Raw genomic sequence first — 21,168 nt, forward strand, 5'->3', positions numbered from 1 at the left:
AAACACTATCATTTATTTTTTTATATTTTCCTCATATAGTCTTATCCAATCTTCAACAGTCATTTTTGAGACCAACTCACCTATCAATTGATAGGGAATATCTTCTACTTTTTTAAAACGAATACAAGATTTTCCCATGTTTAGTTTCTTTTTTGAATGTTTAGGATATTCTTCTACCAACCAATTCATTAATTCCTCATTTGCATAAACGCCCATATGATAAACAGCTATATGACTCTTTTGGGAAGCTATATTTAGAAACGGTAAAGGTAGTTTGGTATCGCAATGATAACCTGAAGGATATATACTATGTGGTACCACATAACCAATCATCCCGTAATTCATCATCTCCTCAAATCCTGAAGGGATATTTTCTTTAATTACACTTCTCAATTTTTCTATTGCTATTGCTCTATCTTCAGTTAAGTTTTCTATATATTCTTCTATAGTTTTTGCCATACCTTATTTAATTTTCCCCTAAAGGTAACAATTTACGCGACATTACCGTTAGACGATAACTAACTACTAATCAACATGCTACTTGTTTACCTCAAGTATTATTACTACTTTTGCAAAACTTATGAAAATTATTAGCATTTTAAGTCTACTCTTCTTGTTAACGAGTTCTTTTACTCATATTGATCATGAGGAAGACTTATCTCCTAGTCCAAAAGAAATTGAATTTAAAGCCTATATTGATTGTTTTTATGAAACATTGGGCGAATCTTCTCTTAATTATTCAGCTTTTCAAACAGCATTAAAAGGGTATTTTGAATTAAAGGCATTGAATAAATTAGAGAACGATCGATATTTAACCATTATTGATATGTCTGCTTCTGCAAATACTGAACGTTTTTATTTGGTAGATGTATATCATCAAACGATTGTATACCAATCTTTAGTTGCTCATGGTATGGCTACTGGAGAAGAGTTTGCCAAAGATTTTTCTAATATCGAAAATAGTCATCAAAGTAGTCTTGGCTTTTACTTAACAGGCGAGACTTATAATGGTCGTCATGATTTTTCTTTAAAACTTGATGGGTTAGAATACTCTAATAATAAAGCTAGAGAAAGAGGTATTGTTATTCATGCTGCTAACTATGTTAGCCACGAGTATATTGCTTCTAATGGAAGATTAGGAAGAAGTTATGGTTGTCCGGCTTTACCTTTTGAAAATTACTTTGACATTGTTAGCAAGATCAAAAATAAATCTTGTTTATTCATTTATTACCCTGAACGAGATTACGCTAGAAAAACAAAATTAGGAGGGTTTATACCAAATAAAAGGTTGTTAGAAAACTAATCCTAACAACCTTTATTCATTTTAATCTAGTATTTTGTTTCTCTACCAACAACAAAAACTTAAGACTAAAAATTAACTCGGGGTAGTCAACTTTTTTAGCTCTTTCAGATTAAAATTTCTTTCATATCTACTGCAATTTATATACACTTTTTTCAATTTCCAAAGAATTAAGTATTTAAAGATTTTATTTACGTATTAATACCTAAATACGTTTTTTTCTGCTTCTGTATTAATACCTATATTATCAAATTTAGGCAAAAGCTCATTGCTGTCTATTACATAGATATTATTTCATTTTTAATGGCATGAGCAATTAATCCAGCTGTATTTTTACAATTAAATTTAGCCAATAAACTTTGTCTATGTGAATCTACTGTTCGCTTACTGATTTCCAATTTGGTTGCTATTTCATCATTAGTGAATTCTCTAGCAATATATTGTAACACCTGCAATTCTCTTTTAGAAATTTTATTTTTTGAAGAATCTTCACCAACTAATCCTAATAATTTTAGCGCAACTTCATTACTGAAATACTTTTTACCATCCAAAACTGTTTTGATAGCTCTTTTGATTTCTTCAACACCAGTATCTTTTAAGAGGTATCCAGAAGCTCCAGCTTCTATCATCAACTTGATATTAAAATCATCGTTATGCATTGAAAGAGCTATGACCTTTGCTTTCTTAAACTTACTTTTTAATTTTTTGGTGGCTTCAACTCCTCCCATGTTTTTCATATTGATATCCATGAAAATGATATCAAATTTTTCTTTTTGGTAAAGTTCCAAAACATCTTCTCCATCTGATAATTCAGAAACCTCAAGATTAAGTTCGTCTTGAGCATTTAGAATTAATTTAAATCCTTGTCTAACGATTTCATGATCGTCTACGATTAATACTTTTATAATATCTAACATTCGAATGTAATTTTTAATATTGTTCCTTTTCCTTTCTCTGATTCTAATTTTGATTTTCCTCCATAAGACTCAATTCTTTTTAACATTGTATTTTGCCCTCTTCCTCTTTTCAAAAGCAACTCATCAACATTAAATCCAATACCATTATCTTCTAAGGTTATATTTATTTTACTATTTGACTCCAAAAATATACTCAATTTTATTTGAGTAGCTTCACTATGTTTTATTGTATTATTAACAAATTCTTGGCTGACTCTGTATAAAGCTATTTGTTGTTCTAAATTTAATGGCAGTTCTGAGGTTGTTATATCATAATTTACATCTATAAATAATGGTTGAACCAGCTGTTTAAAAGCTGGGATAAACCCACCTCTTTCGAGCGCACTTGGCATTAAATCAAAACAGATATTTCTAAGATTACTGATCGTATCCTCCAAAATTTGATGACACTGTACTGTAATTTCTTTTTGTTTTTCGGCATTTAAGTTTCCATCTTTCAACACCCCGATCATCATTTTTACAGAAGATAGTTCTTGTCCTAATGAATCATGTAAATCATCAGCTACTCTTCTTCGTTCTGACTCTTGTGCTTCAATAATTTTCTTTAAAACTTGTTTATTAGACAAATTTCTCGCTGTTACATCTTTAACGATTATTTGGTAGTTAATTGGTAACTCATCAACATTTCTAATAATATTAGCAGAAATTAACCCTCTAAACTCATTTCCTAAAACATCAATTAGCTGACACTCAAAATCGGATAATTTTTGCCATGCTTTTAATTCTTTAATAAATAACTCACAATCACTTTTATCTTTGAAAAAGTCTTGTAATTTTCGTTCTTTTTTTTGGGGATTTAAGATCGTTAGTGCCGTATCATTATACTCTATGATTTCTTGTTGTTCATTAAAAATCAACATCAAATCTGATGAATCTTTAAATACTTTTTGGTAGCGGTTACTTAAAATTCCATTTTCTTCTCTTAGCTTATAATAATCATAAGCATTATAAATCATTTGACGTAAATCAAAATCATTCCATGGTTTGGTTACATAACTGTATACTTTGCCTTTATTAATAGCATTAATAACGGCTTCAATGTCTGAATACCCTGTTAATAATATTCGAATAGGTTTTTGATATTTTTCTACTATAATTTCAAAAAATTCCACTCCTGTTCTCTTCGGCATCTTTTGATCCGAAATGATAATATCTACTTGTTCTTTCGCTAAAATATTCAAAGCTTCATAAGAGGAGTTTGCCAATAAAATGGTAAAATCTCTTCTAAAAGAAGCTTTAAAAGCATGTAAATTATTTACTTCATCATCTATATATAAAACCTTAATTTTGCGCATTTATTTTTTTCTTTTGGGGTAACACAATTTCTATTTTTGTTCCTCTTCCTACTTCAGATTCAACAGTAATTATTCCTTGATGATCATCAATTATACTACGTACAATTGACAAACCTAATCCTGTTCCCTCACCTACATTTTTGGTTGTAAAAAATGGTTCAAATAACTTTTCTCTTATTTCTTCTGGAATCCCTATTCCATTATCTTCAATAATAACCTTTACTTTTTCATCTTCTGTTAACAACGTTTTGATACTCACTTCTCCCTCTTCATTAGCCATCTCTTTTTTATGAACTGCAAAAATTGAGTTGTCAATTAAATTCATAAATAATTGATTAATTTTTCCTGGGTTACACTCAATGTTAGGAATATTTCCTAACGCTTTCTTTATCTGAACTCCATTTAGTTTATTGTTTATGAGGACTAATGTTGCTTCTATTCCTTCATTAATGTTTACGTCTTTTAAAGCTCCCTCATCCAATCTAGAAAAAGTTCTCAAACCACTAACAATTTTGGAAGTTCTTATGGCTCCTTCTTCGATACCGTTGATGATCATTTCCAGTTCTTCTTTTAAGTAATCAAAATCTAATTCTGTTTTTAAGGCTTCAATTTCTTTTAGCTGGACGTCCACATCTTCAGTTGGACTCAATGTTTCATATTTTTCAATAACCTCTTTTAAATCTGCAATATCTTGTCTAAGTGGGAAAATATTTGAAGATACAAAATTAATTGGGTTATTAATTTCATGAGCAATTCCAGCGGTAAGTTGACCTAATGAAGACATTTTTTCTGCTTCTACTAATTGAGACTGCGTATTCTTTAAATCAGATAGTGTTCTATTTAACTCAACGGTACGTTCTTCAACTTTTTGCTCAAGAAAAGCATTACGTTCCTTTATCATCTCTTCATTTTTCTTCAACGCTTCTACCCTTTCTTTTTTATAAACATTTATTTTCGCTGCCAAAGCAAATGAAAGTAAAAGTGTTTCTATTCCTGAACCTATTTGCATGGTATATCTGGTAAAATTATTAAATGGCAAGAGTTCTAAATCTTTTAATATATAAATAATTACTCCCATTAAAAAAATTACCCAAGCCACAAAGAAATACTTAGCAGGGCTGTATTTATCAATACTTTTATATGAAGTATATAACATAAATATAGAGACATTAGCTGCTGTAATTTCCATAAGGAAAAAACTAAAATTGAAATACCCTAACAAGGATAGCAAGATAGAAATGATATAAGGAATAAAGAAATAATAAGAGATCTTATATAATGATTTATGATAAAACTTTACTTTAAGAAAATCGTTCATAAACAACAGCGAAGCCATCCCTACTAGAGAGGGAAAAATAAACAAGCTATATTTAGCAATCGTAGGAAAATTAGGCCATAAATACTGGAAAGTATATCCTTGAACACTCGTTTGCGTTAACAGAATAATAATGGCGTAGACAACATAATAAACATAACTCTTATCTCTCACAGATAAGAAGATAAAAAAGTTGTAGATAATACATACTAGCATCGTTCCAAAATATAGGCCAGAAAGAATATCTCGTTTTTTGATATGACTATATATAGACTTAGGACTTCCTACAGTAATCGGTAATTGGATTCCCTCTGAACTAGCGATTTCATAATAAAATGTTTTGATACTATCCTGAGGGATAACACAATCAAAAATGTAATTGGGATCTTTGTATTTTCTTTGTTCAAAAGGAAAATCTTCTCCTGATTTTACGACATTCCACTTCCCATCCTTTTGATAATAAAAATTGACTTGATCTAAAGTTGCTAACGACAATTGCGTTAACAACCGCTCATTTTCAGTACTATTCTTGACGCTAAATCTTACCCAAAATGTTGAACTTGATATCCCCAAATTGGGAACATTTTTATCTGATCGTTCAAATTTTTTATTCTGTACGTCTTCGATAGTGTAAACCGAATTTTTATCTTCTAACACTTCTAAAGTGTTACCTCCAACAATGAAATATTCATGCTCATTAATGCATTCAACGTAATCTTGATTTTGGGCAATTGAAATATTGCCTAACAACAAGATTAGTAGTATAGGGTATAGTATTCTTTTTAACATTTTATTCTATTTTAAAAGAGATAAACTGAACAAATGGATAGACCAAATTATAATAAATCTCACAAATATTATTTTTATTTTTCTCAATTCTATGTTGATTCGGGATATTTCTTAGTGATAACATTATATTCTTATCGTTTTTAGCTGCTTTTTCTATTGTTTTTACATTTAAGACTCCAATAACATTAGCGATATAACGATCATTTGGATAAGGAAAATTTCCTTTTGTCCCTACTCCATAATCAACTTCAAAGCCGACTTCTTTGAATAAAGTCAAGGTATAACTAGCACATATTCCTAGCAATTTTGATATTCTCAACTGACTTACTGATGAGATAGAAGCCCACATTAGGTATCTACTAATTCCTAGTCCTGCACCATTTTTTGCGACCCACAATCCGCATGATTCAGCTACTCCACCATTTACTCCGTAAGCTCTTACTTTATCATGTATTTTACTATCCATATCTCCTACAGCGGCCTCCACAGGAAGTTCACAAATACCATCTGCAATATGGATTCGTGTACCACCAACAAGTGAATTTAATTCCATATCCTTAGCCACAATACAATACACATTAGGATTATTCATCCACTTTTCATTATTTGTTGTTATGTTTTCAATTCCATAATCAATCAAAACCTGTCGATGTCCATTTAAATATTGTTGGCACAAATCTGGTTCGTCTATGGCTCGATACACAAAAATTCTAATATTTCGTTCTGTACTACTCAACATATATCAATACATCACCTATCCCTCTTCTAATTGAACGCTTTAATGGCTCTGAATTGGAAACAAGTCTAAAAAAGAAAACGTTTTGTTCTGTATTTTTCAAGGCACATACTTCAAAAAACTGTTTAGATAACTTGTTCAATTCGTTTTCAATTGGGGACAGTCCCTCATAACATTGGTCTTCGATTCTAGGAAAAATAAAAGCATTAATTGATATGGGTTGAATTCCGATATCTAATTTTGTAGCAGTTAACCATAACCGTTCCAAAGCTCTTCCTCCCTCAAAAAACTTATTTTCATCTGTTTTTGGCATTGTTAACATCGCCAGAGAAGCAGCATTTGTAATGGTTTTTTCCATGGTCTTTTTGAAAGCTCCTCCCAGATTCCATTGTTCATTGTTTTTTACAACATCCCAACTCTTAGCAACAATTAAACCTGCTTCTTCTTTGGGGGTGAGGTCAATTGTTTTAATGTCCAATCCATCTCTATGCAAAAGGTTTTCTTCTTCTGTCCAGCGCAACTCGTTCATAAAATGAGCATGACCTGCTTTATTGGTATAAAACAAACGGTCTAACTCACATAAAATCTTTTTTATTTCATTTTTTTGTGATTCATCCTTAAAAAATCTTATTCCAGCTCCCTCGGTTTCTAGCACGCTATCTTTTATTAATCGTAAATCATCCTCTTTAAGTTCATGACTTTCGAACAACCGTCTATTGGTAGTTCTCTTACTGATATATTGCTGTAAATCTGCCGTAGGTTTATTTTCCGAAAAAAACGTAAAAGCTGCTATTAAATTAGAAGATTGGCTAAAAGGGAACAACTCATATTTAACCCCGGCTTGAATAGTACTAGAAGCAAGGATTAAGTTTTCTGTAGCGGCTCCAAAAGCAATAAAATTAGCTTGATTTTTATAATTTAATATCGATTCTTTTCTATAAATATCATTGAAAAGGTATAGTGTTCCTCCTTTAAAAATCCATTTCCAAGGTTGAATATTACCTCCAGATGGAGCTAAAATAGAAGCTTCAACCAATGTCAGCACTTCTTTTTCTGTTAAGTATTTTGAGGATTTTACATTTGGAAAGTTGAGCTCAAAACGCGCTATCATACTTTCATAATCTGCTATTTCAGAATCTTGCAACTTGGAGCGATTCACTGTAAATGCCCTTTTTTCAATTGGTGCATCCATTCCCACATTGATGAGCTCTTCTAAATCAACAAAACATCTTCCTGACTTTTGAAAATCTCCTAATAAAATTCTTCGACAAACATCGGTACATATACTTCCACCAAGAACCACTCCTGAAGCCAATTGAGGCCATGTTGTTATGGTCTCTTGAATTTCAATCATTGATGCTTTTAATCGATTTGTTGAAGTCTTAACTCCTATCATTGGTAAGAGATATGGTACTTTTTCTTCATTGGTTTTAGCATATTTTAATACACTTAAATCTAAATGGTCAATTAGCCCGTGTAAAATGGGCAAATCAGGTTCTAAATCAAAACGTTCTACATCTGTTGTCCCACGGTCAGAAGAATTCATGACTACTGGCACTCCATACTCTTTTGCTTTTTGCCTAACAAAGACTTTCTCATACAATCCATCACAGACCTCAATGCATAAATCCAAGCCATTACCATCAAGAAAAAAATGATTGATGTTTTCTTCTGTTATTCCCTCGTGTAGGCAAGTCACTTTGATATACGGATCAATTTCTGCTATTTCTCTGGCAACAACTACTGTTTTTTTAAGCCCTAAGTTGATCAAACTTGTTTGAATTCTATTCAGATTAGAAAGCTCAATTTCATCAAAATCAGCCAATACAATTTCTCCACATATTCTTTCTAACGCCATAGTTGTCGCTATCGCTTTTCCAACAGATAAACCAACTATCCCTATTTTCTTTTTAAATAGTTTTTGTTCTTCTTCTGGAGTTATTTTATAATGATTCCTATTGGTCCTTACTTCAACAAATTCTTCCTCATCTAATAAATGAATCACTTTATTTTTCCAAGGATAATAAATCCATACTCCCACATTTTCAATGGCATTCTTACCGACATACGCTTTCATTTGTTCTTGGTATGCAGAATGGGATAAATTTTTCTTAGGATTTCTTAACTTAATCAACTCATAAATCTGGCTTTGTATTTCATCTACAACAGCAATAGATTTATTATTCATTAAAAGTTTTTCTAATTCCTCTTTTTCTTTTGTGTTTTTTAGTCGAAAAAACTGGGGCAGGTGCACATCATCCTTTGGAGTGAGATAGTCTTTAAACATATTGAGATTTTTGATAGGGTTCTTCTTTAAATATATGTCATTAAAATAATAACTCCCAAATTATTTCTTCGATAAAACCAAGTATTCAAACCATGATTGATATAATTCACAATTTATATCAATTAGTTCACCCATAAATAACATTTGTTAATCACATAATAAAAATAATATTAAAATTTCCATTATATTGCTTTCCGAAACCAATAGAAGAGAAATAAAGTATGGAAGAGAAAAAAGATGAAGCACCTAAAAAATCTAATATTTTATATATAGATGATGAGCGGAGTAATTTAATGGCTTTTAAAGCTTCCTTTAGAAGACATTACAATATTTTTATTGCAGATAATGTAGTTGATGCTAGAGAAATATTAGAAGAGAATGAAATTGAAATCATACTTACTGATCAAAGAATGCCCGATATGACTGGTGTAGAGTTTTTACAATCAGTAATTCCAGACCACCCTGAACCAATGCGTATACTCGTGACTGGATACTCCGACATTCAAGCGGTTATTGATGCCATCAATAAAGGGCAAGTCTACAAATACATCTCCAAACCTTGGGAAAATAATTACTTAAAGGTAGCCATAGATAAAGCGCTAGAAGTTTATAGTCTTAGAAAAGAAAATAAAGAACTCACAAAAAGCTTGTTAAAAGCCAATCAACAATTGGAGTTTATGCTTCGTCAAAAACTTATTTAAGAATACAATTTACTTGATAGAACTAGCATAAAAAAAGCCATAAAACAAAATTGTTTTATGGCTTTTTAAATTAATAACTTAAAATCTTAAACTCTGTCCTTCGATTAACAGCATGTGCATCTTTACGTTCACTTTTAGTAGGCAATTTGGCTATTTCTGTATCAGAAATAATGGGTTGTTCTTCTCCATAGCCTTTATACTCAAAACGAGAACTTTCAAATCCAGCTTTTACTAAATAATCCACAACTGCTTTTGCTCTATTTTGAGATAGTTTGGTATTATATGACGCACTTCCCTGAGTGTCTGTATGACCTGAAATTTCAACTCTCAATGTTTTGTTTTCTGTCAACAGCTCAATCAAACGATCTAATTCTAGTTTTGAGATTGGTTTAATGGTCGAACGATCTAAATCAAAGAATATATTTCTTAATACTATTGACTTACCAACCTGAATTTTCTTCAAATAGATTGTTTTTTCAAATTCTGTATACCCTGCACTTTCTGGAATTTCAAAATTTTCACTATGAAAAAGATATCCCTCAGCATTTACAGCAATCCCATAATTTTTACCAGCAGGTAAAGACAATAAGAAGTCTCCTGTTTTCCCATCTGAAGAGAAACTAGAAACCTTTTTTTGTGCTTGATTATCCACCAATTCTAGTGTTGCTGATATGGGCTGTTTGGTTTCTTCATCTAAGATTAGACCTTTTAGAATAGTCAAGTTATTCGCTATTTCCAATTCCACCTCAGCCTGTATCATTTTTTCTTCAATTGGAGCAGCTACACTAGCCAATAAATTGTCTTCTCCGCTCATTAATGGCTCTTTAGGTTTTCCCAAGAATGAGATCATAAAAATATCATCTCCACCATCAGCACGATATGATGAATAATACCCATGCTTACCATTGGCAGCCATAATAAAATGTAAATCATCATCTGTAGTATTCACAGGATAACCTATATTTTCAGGTTTTCCCCAAGTTCCATCCTCTTGCTTTTTAGAAAAGAAAATATCATAGCCTCCCATTCCTTTATGTCCGTCTGAAGAAAAATACATAGTTTCCCCATCTGGATGCATAAATACACCTATCTCATCATAAATAGTATTCACTTTAGGCCCAACATTTTCTGCGTCTCCCCACTCCCCTCTTTTTTCATTCCATTTAGCAACCCAAATATCTCTTTCTCCTCGTGTTCCTTCTCTATTAGAGACAAAATACAATTCTTTTCCATCATAACTTAAACTCGCCCCCGAATCCCAAGACATATCACCGTTTACTCTTTTACCCAAGTTTTTAGGTTTACTCCATTCTCCATTGACATACAAAGATTGATACAAGTCTCCACCAGCATTAGAGCTGTATAAAAAAAGTGTTTTTCCATCATTGGACAATCCTGCTGTAGCATCATGCTCTTTAGTATTTATCTTTTCACTAATCGAAATTGCTTGGGTCCAATTTCCATTTTCATCTTTAGTTGAAATAAATACATCTTCATTGTAATGACCTCCTGCTTGCTCTTTACTTGTTTCACTTGGTCTTCTTGATGTAAAAATCATCATCGACTCATCAGCAGTAATTAACGGACCGTATTCAGGGTATTTACTATTAATTTTACCTCCTACATTGTCGACCCAAACTCTAACAGGAGTAGTCATTAACTCTTTAGCACGATCACATTCCGCTACTAATTTATCTAATTCTAGCAACTCTTTTGTCTCAGACACTTCCAATTTCATTCGGTGAATCTCAAACTCCTCTTGTGCTTTATCAAATTTATAATTTAATTGATAGCCTTTACCAATTTTATAGTGAATATCTTTAGCAACTGTAGGGCGTAATTCATAAGCTTTTAAAAAGTATTTTAAACATTTTACCTTTTCTGTAGAATGTAAATAACAATTGCCTAATCGATAATTTAACTGCGCATTATTGGGATTAAAAACATTAGCTTTCTCTAGTTTATAGATTGCTCCTTTCCAATAATATTCCCCTTTTTCATAGATATCTAAACCATCATTTAGATCTTTCATTGCAACTTTAAATTCATCTTTACGGTCTTTAAAGTATTCTTTTTTAAAAGGGATAGATTTATCTTGGCTATAACTAAAACCTAGACTAACGATACTGATTAATAAGATGATAACTCTTTTCATTATTTCTTGTTTTAATTACAAACTGATTTATAATATGTTTCACCGGCTTCTAAGCCCAACTCACTTGACTTCTTCCAGTCTTTACAGGCTCCTTCCACATCCCTTACCATTTCTTTAGCTATTGCTCTATTAAAATAGGCGTAAGCATAATCTTTCTTCAACTTTACTGCTTTATCGGCATCTACTAGCGCTTTTTTCCACTCTTCCAATTTGATATAAGCCGAAGCTCTATTGTTATAGGCAAAAGCATATTCAGCGTTAATTTTAATTGCTTGGTCAAAGTCTTTTAATGCTTCTTCAAATAATTGTAATTTCATCTTAGCAATCCCCCTATTGTTATAGGCTATCGCATAATCTGCTTTATTGGAAACGGCATCAGAATAAGCTTCAACAGCTTTTTGATAGTTTTCATCTTTTCGATAAGCAGATCCTAAATTATTATAGGCTATCGCCATCTTCCCATCAGCATTCACTGCTTTTTCATAACTTGAGATTGCCATTTTTAATTGATCTAATTTTAAATACGCAGATCCTAAATCGTTCCAAGCATAGGCATAATTAGGTTTAATTGATACTGCTTTTTTTAAATCAGCCTTAGCTTTGGCATATTCTTCTTGTTGAAAAAAAATAACTCCTCTTGTATAAAAATATAAAGGTTCAGAGGAATTGTTATCAATGGCCTTTGTATAGTTTTCTATCGCTTTAGAAACTTCTTTGTCCTTTTCAAATACTTTTCCCATGGTAAAAAAAGCTTTATCCAATTTAGGGTTTAGTAATACAGCTTCAACTAAATCTGTCATCCCTTTATCTTTTTGAGAAGACTCAATATAACTTACTCCTCTATTTAGATAGATCTCAGCAAAATTGGGGTTATAAATTAATGCTTCAGTAAACAATTGAATTGCCTGATTATATTTTTCAGCTGTCATTTCCGAAACTCCTTTATTGTACAATAATTGAGCTTTAGCAGTACTATCTGTTTCACCTAAAGAGTCTAACTTCGATAGGAATGCTTCTTTATCTTGAGCCCAATAAGGTGCTGTGATAAAAAAAACAAGGAGTAGAATTAAATTTCTTATTTTCATTCTTTTCATTTTAATAATATCTCTAAATATAAAAAAATAAAGTTTTAACACTAACATAATCTATACTAAACTAGCTCAAAAATTGATTATATTTGCCAATTCTATTACAAATTAGCATGAGTAACAAAACATTCTTAGTTTTATTTTTCGGCTTATTCTCTCTCTCTTTTTTGAGCCAAGAACTCAAGCAATCAATTAGAGGAGTTATTACCAATAGCTTTACCGAACAACAAATTCAAGATGTGCATGTAGCTCTCATTTTGAATCAAAAAATAATTGCGCAAACCATTTCTAATCAAAAGGGAACTTTTGTGTTTGACTCTGTTGAGTTAGGAACTTATGACATTTCTTTTTCTCATGTTTCTTACCTCCCCTATACCCTACCCAATGTTATCGTATACTCTAAAAAAGAATGTATTGTAAATGCACAAATGGAGTTTTCATCTTATCTCTTAGATGAAGCCCTTATCGAAATCCCTGAAAAAGAACGTGGAATTACCAATAATACTATGGCTTCTGTTAGTGCTTATTCTATTCGAGTTGAGGATGCCCAACGTTTAGCTGGAGCTTTAGACGACCCTATAAGAGCAGCAGGAACATTACCTGGAGTTACTTCTGACGCTGCTTTTTCAGAAAACTTTATTTCTATTCGAGGGAATTCTCCAAGAGGATTGAAATATCAGATGAATGGTATTGAACTTGCTAATCCTACTCACTTTGCTCGTATAGGAAGTTCTGGAGGAACGTTCACCATCTTTAGTATGCAGCTATTAGATAATAGTGACTTTTTTTCAGGTGCATTTCCTGCTGAATATAGCAACGCTTTAGCTGGAGTTTTTGACGTAAAGTTTCGTAAAGGGAATACTGAAAAAAATGAATATACGGTGCAACTCGGTACTCTTGGACTTGATTTTGCAGCAGAAGGCCCTCTACAGAAAAAAAACAACAGCTCTTTTCTTTTTAATTACCGTTATGCTACAGTTGGAATGGCTCGACTTATTGGCTATCCTACAGAACCAACTTACCAAGATTTATCTTTTAACTTAAACTTTCCTTTTAAAAAGGGTGGAGCTTTGAGTTTATATGCTATTTCTGGGACAAGTGATCGGGCAAGAATTGCGGAGTTAGATAGTTTGACTTGGAAAAAAGATGTTGATCGTTACAACCTCTCTTTGGTGAGTAATATGGTTACTCTGGGGGCTAACTATACTAAGCCTATAGGAGAAAACACCGTTTTTAACGCTGCAATAACAGGAAGTTATACGAATCAGATTGACAATAAAAAATACATCACAGACGATTACCTAGAACTCACAAGAAACATCAATGAATACAATCAATTACCCTTAAGTATAGCTGGTAGTTTTAAGCATCTTTTTAGTTTAAAACACAGTAATAAAACAGGTTTTTCATACAGAACAACTCGACATAATTGGTTGGCTCAAAAATATAACTTTACTTCCAACAATCTAGATACGATTGTTAATGGAATAGGAAACTCTGCCACATCAAAAATATATACCCAATCTAAATTTGACATTACTAAAAAGTGGCGATTTGTAGCAGGGGTAAATTTACTTCATTTTAATGTCAATGATGAATTATCCATAGAACCTAGAACAGGTTTAACGTATCAACTCAATCAAAAAAACCAACTTTCTCTGGCTTATGGGTTACATAGTCAAATTGAAAATTATGCCATCTATCAAACCCAAATAAAGGACAGCATAGGCACAATCAACTTTCCCAATAAAAAGCTAAATTTTGCCAAGGCTCACCACTATGTTCTTTCTTATAAAACTAAATTAATTGCTAATCATCACCTTAGAATTGAAGCATATTACCAAGACTTATCTAATATACCAACTGAAGCAAATGGTTCTTATTCTACTGTTAACATAGGAGAATTAGATGACATTAGGAGTTTGACTAACGGAGGTGAAGCCGAAAATTATGGCGTTGACATTGGTTTAGAACGCTATGCCGAAGGTGGACTATATTACATGATTAACACCAGTATTTTTGAATCTAATTATACTGGTGGTGATGGCATAAGAAGAAGTACTGAATATGATTATGGTTACAATATTCGTTTTTTAGCTGGGAAAAACTATATGATAGGAGAAAAGAAAAACAAAAAGAACTATATCGGATGGAATACGAATGTTTCCCTGGTTGGAGGAGCTCCATATACCCCATTGGATTTAGAACAATCTAAAATTCAACAAGAAACAGTTTTAAATGAATCCTTAGCTTTTTCAGAACGTGAAGATGACCTGTTGTTTATTGATGTCACTTTAACCTATAAAATCAACAAACCAAAATACATCGGTATTTGGAGTTTACAAATCAAAAATATTTTCTCAAATGGGAATGCTATATATAGAGAGTATGATGCTGTTTTAGACCAAGCTGTTACCATCCCCTCCTCTAGTTTTTTTCCTAATTTGAGTTATAAAGTCCAATTTTAACGTTTTATAACTTCTACAATTAGTAGGTTTCATTGCAAATGCTAACTTTGTTTTATGGCTAATTTTTCAATTTATATTTCGATGTTCTTACTTGGGACATTTAAATTTGTTTTTGCTGCAGGTCCTGGCATTGCTGCCAACTTACCTTTTTTTGAAATATACCTCACTGTTGTGCTTGGAGGGTTATTTAGCTTTAATCTTTTTTATTTTATGGCTAACCAATTTATTAAAAGAAATTTGGAAAAAAAATTAGCAAAAATTAAAGCTGGTACATACAAGCCTAAAAAAAACTTTACAAAATTAAATAAGACGTTAGTCCGGTTAAAAATGACCAACACTGGATTTTGGTTAATTACTATATTGGGACCTGTTTTCTTATCTGTTCCTATTGGAACCATTATTGTTGCCAAATTTTATCGTCATCATAAAGAGACTTATTGGATAAGCTCAATAAGTTTACTTATTTTTGGAGGAATTTTCACCAAACTTTTTCAAACAATATTTGTATGAAGCCTACCATTAAACATGTTTTCTTTGATTTAGACAGAACATTGTGGGATTTTAATGCTAATTCTAGAGAAGAATTAGCTCATCTATGGAAAACTTACCATCTCCATCAAAAAGGTATTTCATTGCCAGAAGAGTTTATTAAAATCTATGAAAAAGTCAATGAGGAATGTTGGGCGCTATACCGTAAAAACGAAATAACTAAAGAAGCCTTAAGAGGAAAGCGGTTTAAAGATACTTTAGCTTATTTTGGTATTCAAGAAACTGGCTTGGATGAAAAAATAGGTGCTAGTTATATTCAAAACAGTCCCCAACGTACCATACTTGTAGAGGGGACAATTGATTTATTAAGCTACTTAAAAGAGAAATATACCTTACACATTATTACCAATGGTTTTAATGAGGTTCAACATTTAAAGTTAGAGAATTGTCAACTTACTCCATTTTTTAACGAAGTGATTACTTCTGATGAAGTTGGTGTTATGAAACCTAACCCTAGAGTCTTTGAATATTCATTACAAAAAGCCCAAGCCAACAACAACGAAAGTGTATACATCGGCGATTCATTGAAAATAGATATTGAAGGCGCCTTAAATGTTGGAATGCATGCAATCTTCTACAATCCAACTCAAAAAGAGCATTCTCTTAATATTTTAGGAGATGTCACTCAACTAAAAGACATCAAAAACATTCTATAATTATGGGTTCTAAAATCTTATATTATCTGGTACTTATCCCCATTTCGAAGTTACCTTATCCACTACTCTATCTACTTTCTAACTTTGTGTTTTTCTTGATGTATAGAGTTATTGGCTATCGGAAGAAAGTTGTTTTAAAGAATATTCAACGCTCTTTTCCAAATAAATCTCAACAGGAACATCAAAAAATAATGACGGACTTCTATCGTCACTTTTGTGATCTTATTTTAGAAAGTGTTAAAGGCTTTAGCTTAAAAAAAGAAGAAGCCTTAAAACGTTTTGTTCTCACCAACCCAGAAGTTGTTGATCAATTTTATGAAAAAGGTCAAGATGTGATTTTTGTAGGTGGGCATTATAATAATTGGGAAATTTTAGCGATTAGTATGGGGTTGCAAATGAAGCATATTCCCGTAGGAATTTACAAACCATTATCTGATCAGTACATGGATAAAAAGATGAAAACTTCTCGTGAGAAATACCGTTTAAAAATGTGTGCAACGCATGAAGTAAAAGAATTAATGCCCCAACAATTAGAGCAACCCAAAGGAACTATCTTTGCCATTGATCAAAGTCCATCCAACCCTAAAAAAAGTTATTGGATGAACTTTTTAAATCAAGAAACTTCTGTTTTGTTTGGAGCAGAAAAATATGCTACAGAACTTAACCTACCTGTTATTTTTTGTAAAATTGAAAAGACCAAACGAGGCCATTACACTGGAACACTAAAATTATTGTGTGAAACCCCAGCTGATCAACCTTATGGTTACATCACGCAACTTGGAACTAAAGAATTGGAAAAAGATATACAGGCTGTTCCTCAATATTGGTTATGGACCCATAAAAGATGGAAGCATCAACGACCTGAGGGAATTGAACTTCACAATGATATGGTATGATTAGTGATTTAGATTTATTTTACGAAAAACAAGAAGAACCGAATAAGTCTTGTTTTCTAGCATTACGTTCAATTATTCAAAGTTTAGACCCTAATATTACTGAAGCATACAAGTATAAGTTGCCTTTTTTTCTTTATAAAAACAAAATGTTTTGTTATTTGTGGAAAGATAAACAGACTAATTTCCCATACATAGGTGTAGTTAAAGGGAATGAGATTGATCATCCACTATTGGAACAGGGAAACCGAAAAAAAATGAAAGTACTCTCTATTTCTCCCAACGAAGATATTCCTATTGAAGCTTTAGAAGCTATCTTAAAAACTGCTATTAATTTATATTAAATAGCGATTAATATCATATTTTTTTAATAATATCAGAAATAATATTAGATTTAGTTTTTTATCATTGATGTTTAACCAATAAAACGATCTATTAGAGCAAATGACCTATAACAATTTTATTGTTTGTTTATTCTTTTTATCCACTACATCTGTATTTTCTCAAAGTGAAAATCTTCCATATTCTCTACCCGACAGTACACTAGATGCTATTCTCGTTGAACTACAAAACAATGCTTATGAACAAGCTTTAACCATTGTAGACTCCGCATTGGAATATGAACATGTATTACTTAAAGAGCAAGAGCAATTAACTCATCATAGGTATCTATCCCAACTTTATGGATTTAAAGGGCAAATTAGTTGGGTATTGGACAATAATTATTCAGACGACTACTTTTTAAAAAGCATTCAATATGCTCAAAAAATCAACGATTCCAATACTGTTGGTAAAAACTATTTGAACCTAGGTCGTGTCTATGAGACAAAAGCAAACTATTCAACCTCTATTCGTTATTATATCGAAGCTTTGCCTTATTTAAAAAAGGACTGTGGTTTATACTCCCGAACGTTAGATAACATCAGTTATAGTCTTTGTATTCAAGAAAAATATACTGAAGCTTTACCCTATTTATATCAAGCGCACTCTATTGCAGAATCCTGCAATGACACCATTCAAAAAGTAAATATTTATAATTCTATTGCGGCCTTTTACACCTCCACAAAGATCCATAAAGATTCTATTCCCTTTTACTTGAATAAAGCACTTGTTCTTGCTAAGACTTATAAGTACTTGGAAGGTATCTCTATCGCAAACTCTAATTATGCTGATTATTATTTAGCCTATGAAGATTATGATAAAGCCTTAAAATACTGTCAATTCGGTTTAACTGAAGCTATAGCGATAAAAGATATAGAGTCTAAAGGAATTAGTTTATTACAACTGGGACTTATTCATTTTAAATTAGCTCATTATCAACAAGCAATTCACTTTTATGAAGAAGCCATTTTAACTTTTAATCAAATTCATGCAACGAATTACGAGGCAGATGTTTTTTTTAATTTGTCTGAATCGTACAAACAAATAGGGAATTATGAACAAGCTTACCTTCACTTTAAAACTTATCAAACTTTAAACGATAGTATTAACAGTGCTAAAAAAGCAAAAGAATTTAACGATGTACTCATTAAATACGAGACCAATAAAGTTAAAGCTGAAAAGGCTTTGATTGTTAAAGAAAATATTATTCAAGAGCAAACCATTCAACAAAACAAAATACAGTTTATGACTTTAATTGTCATATTCACTTTGATTTTAATTGTTGTAATTATTGTAGGTGTTTATTTAAATGCTAGAAAAAAAGCCAAACTAATTGAGCTAGAATTAGCAGAAACTCAGCACCGATTGAATATGGAAAAAAAGCTTAGAAAATCTGAGATTAAATCTATTCGAGCACAAATGAACCCTCATTTTATTTTTAATGCTATTAACTCTATCCAAGCATTGGTTCTTAATAAAAATAAAGATGAGGCCTATCAATACCTCCATCTCTTTTCCAATTTAATGAGAAATACATTAGATTTTTCTGAACAGGAGTTTATTACACTAGCCACTGAAATTGACTTTTTATCCAGTTATTTAGCTTTAGAACAACTCAGGTTTAATGGGGAGCTTTCTTATGAAATTGAACATCGTTCTATTCCTACAGAAGCGTTAATCCCCTCTCTCATTATTCAACCTTTTGTTGAAAACGCTATTAAGCATGGACTATTTCATAAACAAGGTAAGAAAATGATTAGGGTTCATTTTAAAGTCATCGAAAATGGATATCTAAATTGTAAAATAATAGACAATGGAGTGGGAAGAAAAGCGGTAGAAGCCATACAGAAAAGAATGCTTAATAAACATCATTCGTTTGCTACCGAGGCTATAGATCGGAGAATCTCTATTTTAAAATCTTTTTACGGCTCTAAGGTCAACTGTGAAATTATTGATTTATTTTTAGAGGATGGTGTAACTCCAAAAGGAACAGCTGTAAATATTACTTTACCCCTTAAACTCGTTAAATAATGTCGATAAATTGTATTCTAATTGATGATGAACGCTCTGCCAGAAATAATCTGGCGAACTTACTTCAGCGTCACTTTCCTGATATAACTATTTTAGCAAAAGCAACCAATCTAATGGAGGGGGTGGAAAAGATTAAACAATTGCAGCCAGAAATTGTATTTTTAGACGTAGAAATGCCTCAATATTCTGGTTATGAAATCATCGACTTCTTTGATCGAATTGACTTTCAAATTATTTTTGTCACAGCTTACGATAAGTATGCTATTAATGCTTTTGAAGTTAATGCAGTTGACTATGTCTTAAAACCTATTCATTCATCTAAATTGATTGATGCGGTGAATAAAGCTAAACTAAAACTACATGATCAAGAGTTATTATGTAACTACGAAAAAATTATACAAGAATTTAAAACCGGCATTCCTAAAACGATTCTTATCACCGACAATAACTACAAACAGAATATTGTTATAGAAAACATTATAGCCATTGAGGCTCAACGCTCCTATGCTAATATTCACCTCAATGATAACAGAAAAATACTGGTATCTAAAAACATTGGCTATTTTGAAGAAGAATTAAAAACGGAACAATTGTTCTTTCGTTCCCATAAATCTTGGTTGATTAATATTAAATATATCATCAACTATTCTAAAACCAAATTAATTGTTAACCTTAAAGGGGATATTTCTGCCAAATTATCTAGATATAAAACGGTACAAATTGATGGCGTTTTATATAGTAGTTAAGCTCCTATTTAACTAATTCTACAATTCTCCTCACCAGATAAATCAATTGTGTTAATTGTATGAATAAAATCTAGGCGAATAGTTGTTCCTGTATTTAATTTTAAATACTCTGCTTTATCTTTGGTATAGACATCATTAATGATTCCCTTTTCTGATTGTATGGTATCGTCTTTTTGATGAGTTATGGTCACCTCTACTTTTTGTGAAGCCCAAACTAACAGCTGATCATAAACTCCACAATTAATTGGTTGATATGCTTTCATCTTCTTGCTTTTCTTAACTTAACAAAGGTAATACTTATTAGAAGACTAATGAAAAAAGTCATCCATGTAAAAGACTGAATCCCTTTAATTACATAAAAACTTTTAATGTCTTGAATTGATGAAATACTATGATATAATAATTTATTATCAGTATATCCTCCAATATTTATCCCTCCCCAATCCGATAAAGCAGTAAAAAGTCGATAAAAGAAGAACAGTACTAAAATCAATAAAAATGTAAGTGTTGGGATTAGAAAATTAACCGTCTTTGATATGGAAATGTTTAAAATCCATAAAAGAAAAATAGTTATAACTCCATAGATAAAAAATAAGCTCCCTCCCCATAACAAGGCGACAACAAAAGACCCAATGGCTTCCAATGCTAAATAATCATACTTGACCATTAGGTAATTAGAAAAATATTCTTCAGAAATAAAATAACTTAGGGTATTGATTACCAGACCTAAAACCACGAGCATCAACAACTCACGGATATGTTTTTTCATTAATTGGGGCATCGAAAAAAATAATTAGCGTG

The 21,168-nt window shown here is 31.6% G+C and carries 19 protein-coding genes; 9 read left to right on the forward strand and 10 right to left on the reverse strand.

Features of this window, described 5'->3' with window-relative positions:
• Nucleotides 1–12: 12 nt before the first annotated feature.
• The gene (locus N4A35_04590) at nucleotides 13–459 is read right to left on the reverse strand and encodes a DUF1801 domain-containing protein (protein ID MCT4580675.1); all 447 of its coding nucleotides are present in this window, start codon (nucleotides 457–459) and stop codon (nucleotides 13–15) included.
• Between the two features lie 121 nt (nucleotides 460–580).
• On the opposite strand from N4A35_04590, the gene N4A35_04595 reads away from it, so the two are divergent.
• The gene (locus tag N4A35_04595; protein MCT4580676.1) at nucleotides 581–1,303 is read left to right on the forward strand and encodes a murein L,D-transpeptidase catalytic domain family protein; all 723 of its coding nucleotides are present in this window, start codon (nucleotides 581–583) and stop codon (nucleotides 1,301–1,303) included.
• 275 nt (nucleotides 1,304–1,578) lie between these two features.
• Here the strand turns inward: N4A35_04595 and N4A35_04600 are convergent, their stop codons facing one another.
• The 5 genes from N4A35_04600 to N4A35_04620 are packed head-to-tail and all read right to left on the reverse strand — an operon-like array spanning nucleotide 1,579 to nucleotide 8,699.
• The gene (locus N4A35_04600) at nucleotides 1,579–2,217 is read right to left on the reverse strand and encodes a response regulator transcription factor (protein MCT4580677.1); all 639 of its coding nucleotides are present in this window, start codon (nucleotides 2,215–2,217) and stop codon (nucleotides 1,579–1,581) included.
• Nucleotides 2,211–3,572, reverse strand: a complete 1,362-nt coding sequence (locus N4A35_04605) for a response regulator (GenBank protein ID MCT4580678.1) — start codon at nucleotides 3,570–3,572, stop codon at nucleotides 2,211–2,213. Before N4A35_04605 ends, N4A35_04600 begins: the two co-directional genes overlap by 7 nt.
• Entirely contained in the window at nucleotides 3,559–5,676 is a 2,118-nt protein-coding gene (locus N4A35_04610; protein ID MCT4580679.1) for an ATP-binding protein, read from the reverse strand. Before N4A35_04610 ends, N4A35_04605 begins: the two co-directional genes overlap by 14 nt.
• Nucleotide 5,677: 1 nt before the next feature.
• Nucleotides 5,678–6,415 carry a hypothetical protein gene (locus N4A35_04615; protein MCT4580680.1) on the reverse strand — a complete coding sequence of 246 codons (738 nt, stop codon included), beginning with the start codon at nucleotides 6,413–6,415 and terminating at the stop codon, nucleotides 5,678–5,680.
• Nucleotides 6,405–8,699 (reverse strand): Rv1355c family protein, encoded by a 2,295-nt coding sequence (locus tag N4A35_04620; protein MCT4580681.1) that lies wholly within the window; start codon nucleotides 8,697–8,699, stop codon nucleotides 6,405–6,407. The genes N4A35_04615 and N4A35_04620 overlap by 11 nt, the downstream gene beginning before the upstream one ends.
• A 221-nt stretch (nucleotides 8,700–8,920) precedes the next feature.
• On the opposite strand from N4A35_04620, the gene N4A35_04625 reads away from it, so the two are divergent.
• Nucleotides 8,921–9,400 carry a response regulator gene (locus N4A35_04625; GenBank protein MCT4580682.1) on the forward strand — a complete coding sequence of 160 codons (480 nt, stop codon included), beginning with the start codon at nucleotides 8,921–8,923 and terminating at the stop codon, nucleotides 9,398–9,400.
• A 70-nt stretch (nucleotides 9,401–9,470) separates the two neighbouring features.
• On the opposite strand, the gene N4A35_04630 is transcribed toward N4A35_04625, so the two are convergent.
• A complete protein-coding gene (locus N4A35_04630) occupies nucleotides 9,471–11,555 on the reverse strand; it encodes an OmpA family protein (protein MCT4580683.1) in 2,085 nt (694 codons plus the stop codon).
• Between the two features lie 11 nt (nucleotides 11,556–11,566).
• A complete protein-coding gene (locus N4A35_04635) occupies nucleotides 11,567–12,640 on the reverse strand; it encodes a tetratricopeptide repeat protein (GenBank protein MCT4580684.1) in 1,074 nt (357 codons plus the stop codon).
• Between the two features lie 116 nt (nucleotides 12,641–12,756).
• On the opposite strand from N4A35_04635, the gene N4A35_04640 reads away from it, so the two are divergent.
• From N4A35_04640 to N4A35_04670, 7 genes are all read left to right on the forward strand, one after another.
• Nucleotides 12,757–15,111, forward strand: a complete 2,355-nt coding sequence (locus tag N4A35_04640; protein MCT4580685.1) for a carboxypeptidase regulatory-like domain-containing protein — start codon at nucleotides 12,757–12,759, stop codon at nucleotides 15,109–15,111.
• Nucleotides 15,112–15,165: 54 nt separating this feature from the next.
• Nucleotides 15,166–15,621, forward strand: a complete 456-nt coding sequence (locus tag N4A35_04645) for a hypothetical protein (protein ID MCT4580686.1) — start codon at nucleotides 15,166–15,168, stop codon at nucleotides 15,619–15,621.
• Nucleotides 15,618–16,316 (forward strand): YjjG family noncanonical pyrimidine nucleotidase, encoded by a 699-nt coding sequence (locus N4A35_04650; protein MCT4580687.1) that lies wholly within the window; start codon nucleotides 15,618–15,620, stop codon nucleotides 16,314–16,316. Before N4A35_04645 ends, N4A35_04650 begins: the two co-directional genes overlap by 4 nt.
• Nucleotides 16,317–16,318: 2 nt before the next feature.
• Nucleotides 16,319–17,212 (forward strand): lysophospholipid acyltransferase family protein, encoded by an 894-nt coding sequence (locus N4A35_04655; GenBank protein MCT4580688.1) that lies wholly within the window; start codon nucleotides 16,319–16,321, stop codon nucleotides 17,210–17,212.
• Nucleotides 17,209–17,553: a DUF1801 domain-containing protein gene (locus N4A35_04660; GenBank protein MCT4580689.1), complete on the forward strand. Its 345-nt coding sequence runs from the start codon at nucleotides 17,209–17,211 to the stop codon at nucleotides 17,551–17,553. Before N4A35_04655 ends, N4A35_04660 begins: the two co-directional genes overlap by 4 nt.
• A gap of 100 nt (nucleotides 17,554–17,653) precedes the next feature.
• Complete coding sequence (locus N4A35_04665; GenBank protein MCT4580690.1) at nucleotides 17,654–19,621, forward strand: histidine kinase; 1,968 nt, start codon at nucleotides 17,654–17,656, stop codon at nucleotides 19,619–19,621.
• Nucleotides 19,621–20,367 (forward strand): LytTR family DNA-binding domain-containing protein, encoded by a 747-nt coding sequence (locus N4A35_04670; GenBank protein ID MCT4580691.1) that lies wholly within the window; start codon nucleotides 19,621–19,623, stop codon nucleotides 20,365–20,367. Before N4A35_04665 ends, N4A35_04670 begins: the two co-directional genes overlap by 1 nt.
• Before the next feature lie 8 nt (nucleotides 20,368–20,375).
• Here the strand turns inward: N4A35_04670 and N4A35_04675 are convergent, their stop codons facing one another.
• Nucleotides 20,376–20,630: a hypothetical protein gene (locus N4A35_04675; GenBank protein ID MCT4580692.1), complete on the reverse strand. Its 255-nt coding sequence runs from the start codon at nucleotides 20,628–20,630 to the stop codon at nucleotides 20,376–20,378.
• The gene (locus N4A35_04680) at nucleotides 20,627–21,136 is read right to left on the reverse strand and encodes a hypothetical protein (GenBank protein ID MCT4580693.1); all 510 of its coding nucleotides are present in this window, start codon (nucleotides 21,134–21,136) and stop codon (nucleotides 20,627–20,629) included. The genes N4A35_04675 and N4A35_04680 overlap by 4 nt, the downstream gene beginning before the upstream one ends.
• Nucleotides 21,137–21,168: the final 32 nt, after the last annotated feature.

It is taken from the genome of Flavobacteriales bacterium (genome assembly GCA_025210295.1).
In the GTDB taxonomy this organism is placed as follows: Bacteria; Bacteroidota; Bacteroidia; order Flavobacteriales_D; family Parvicellaceae; genus S010-51.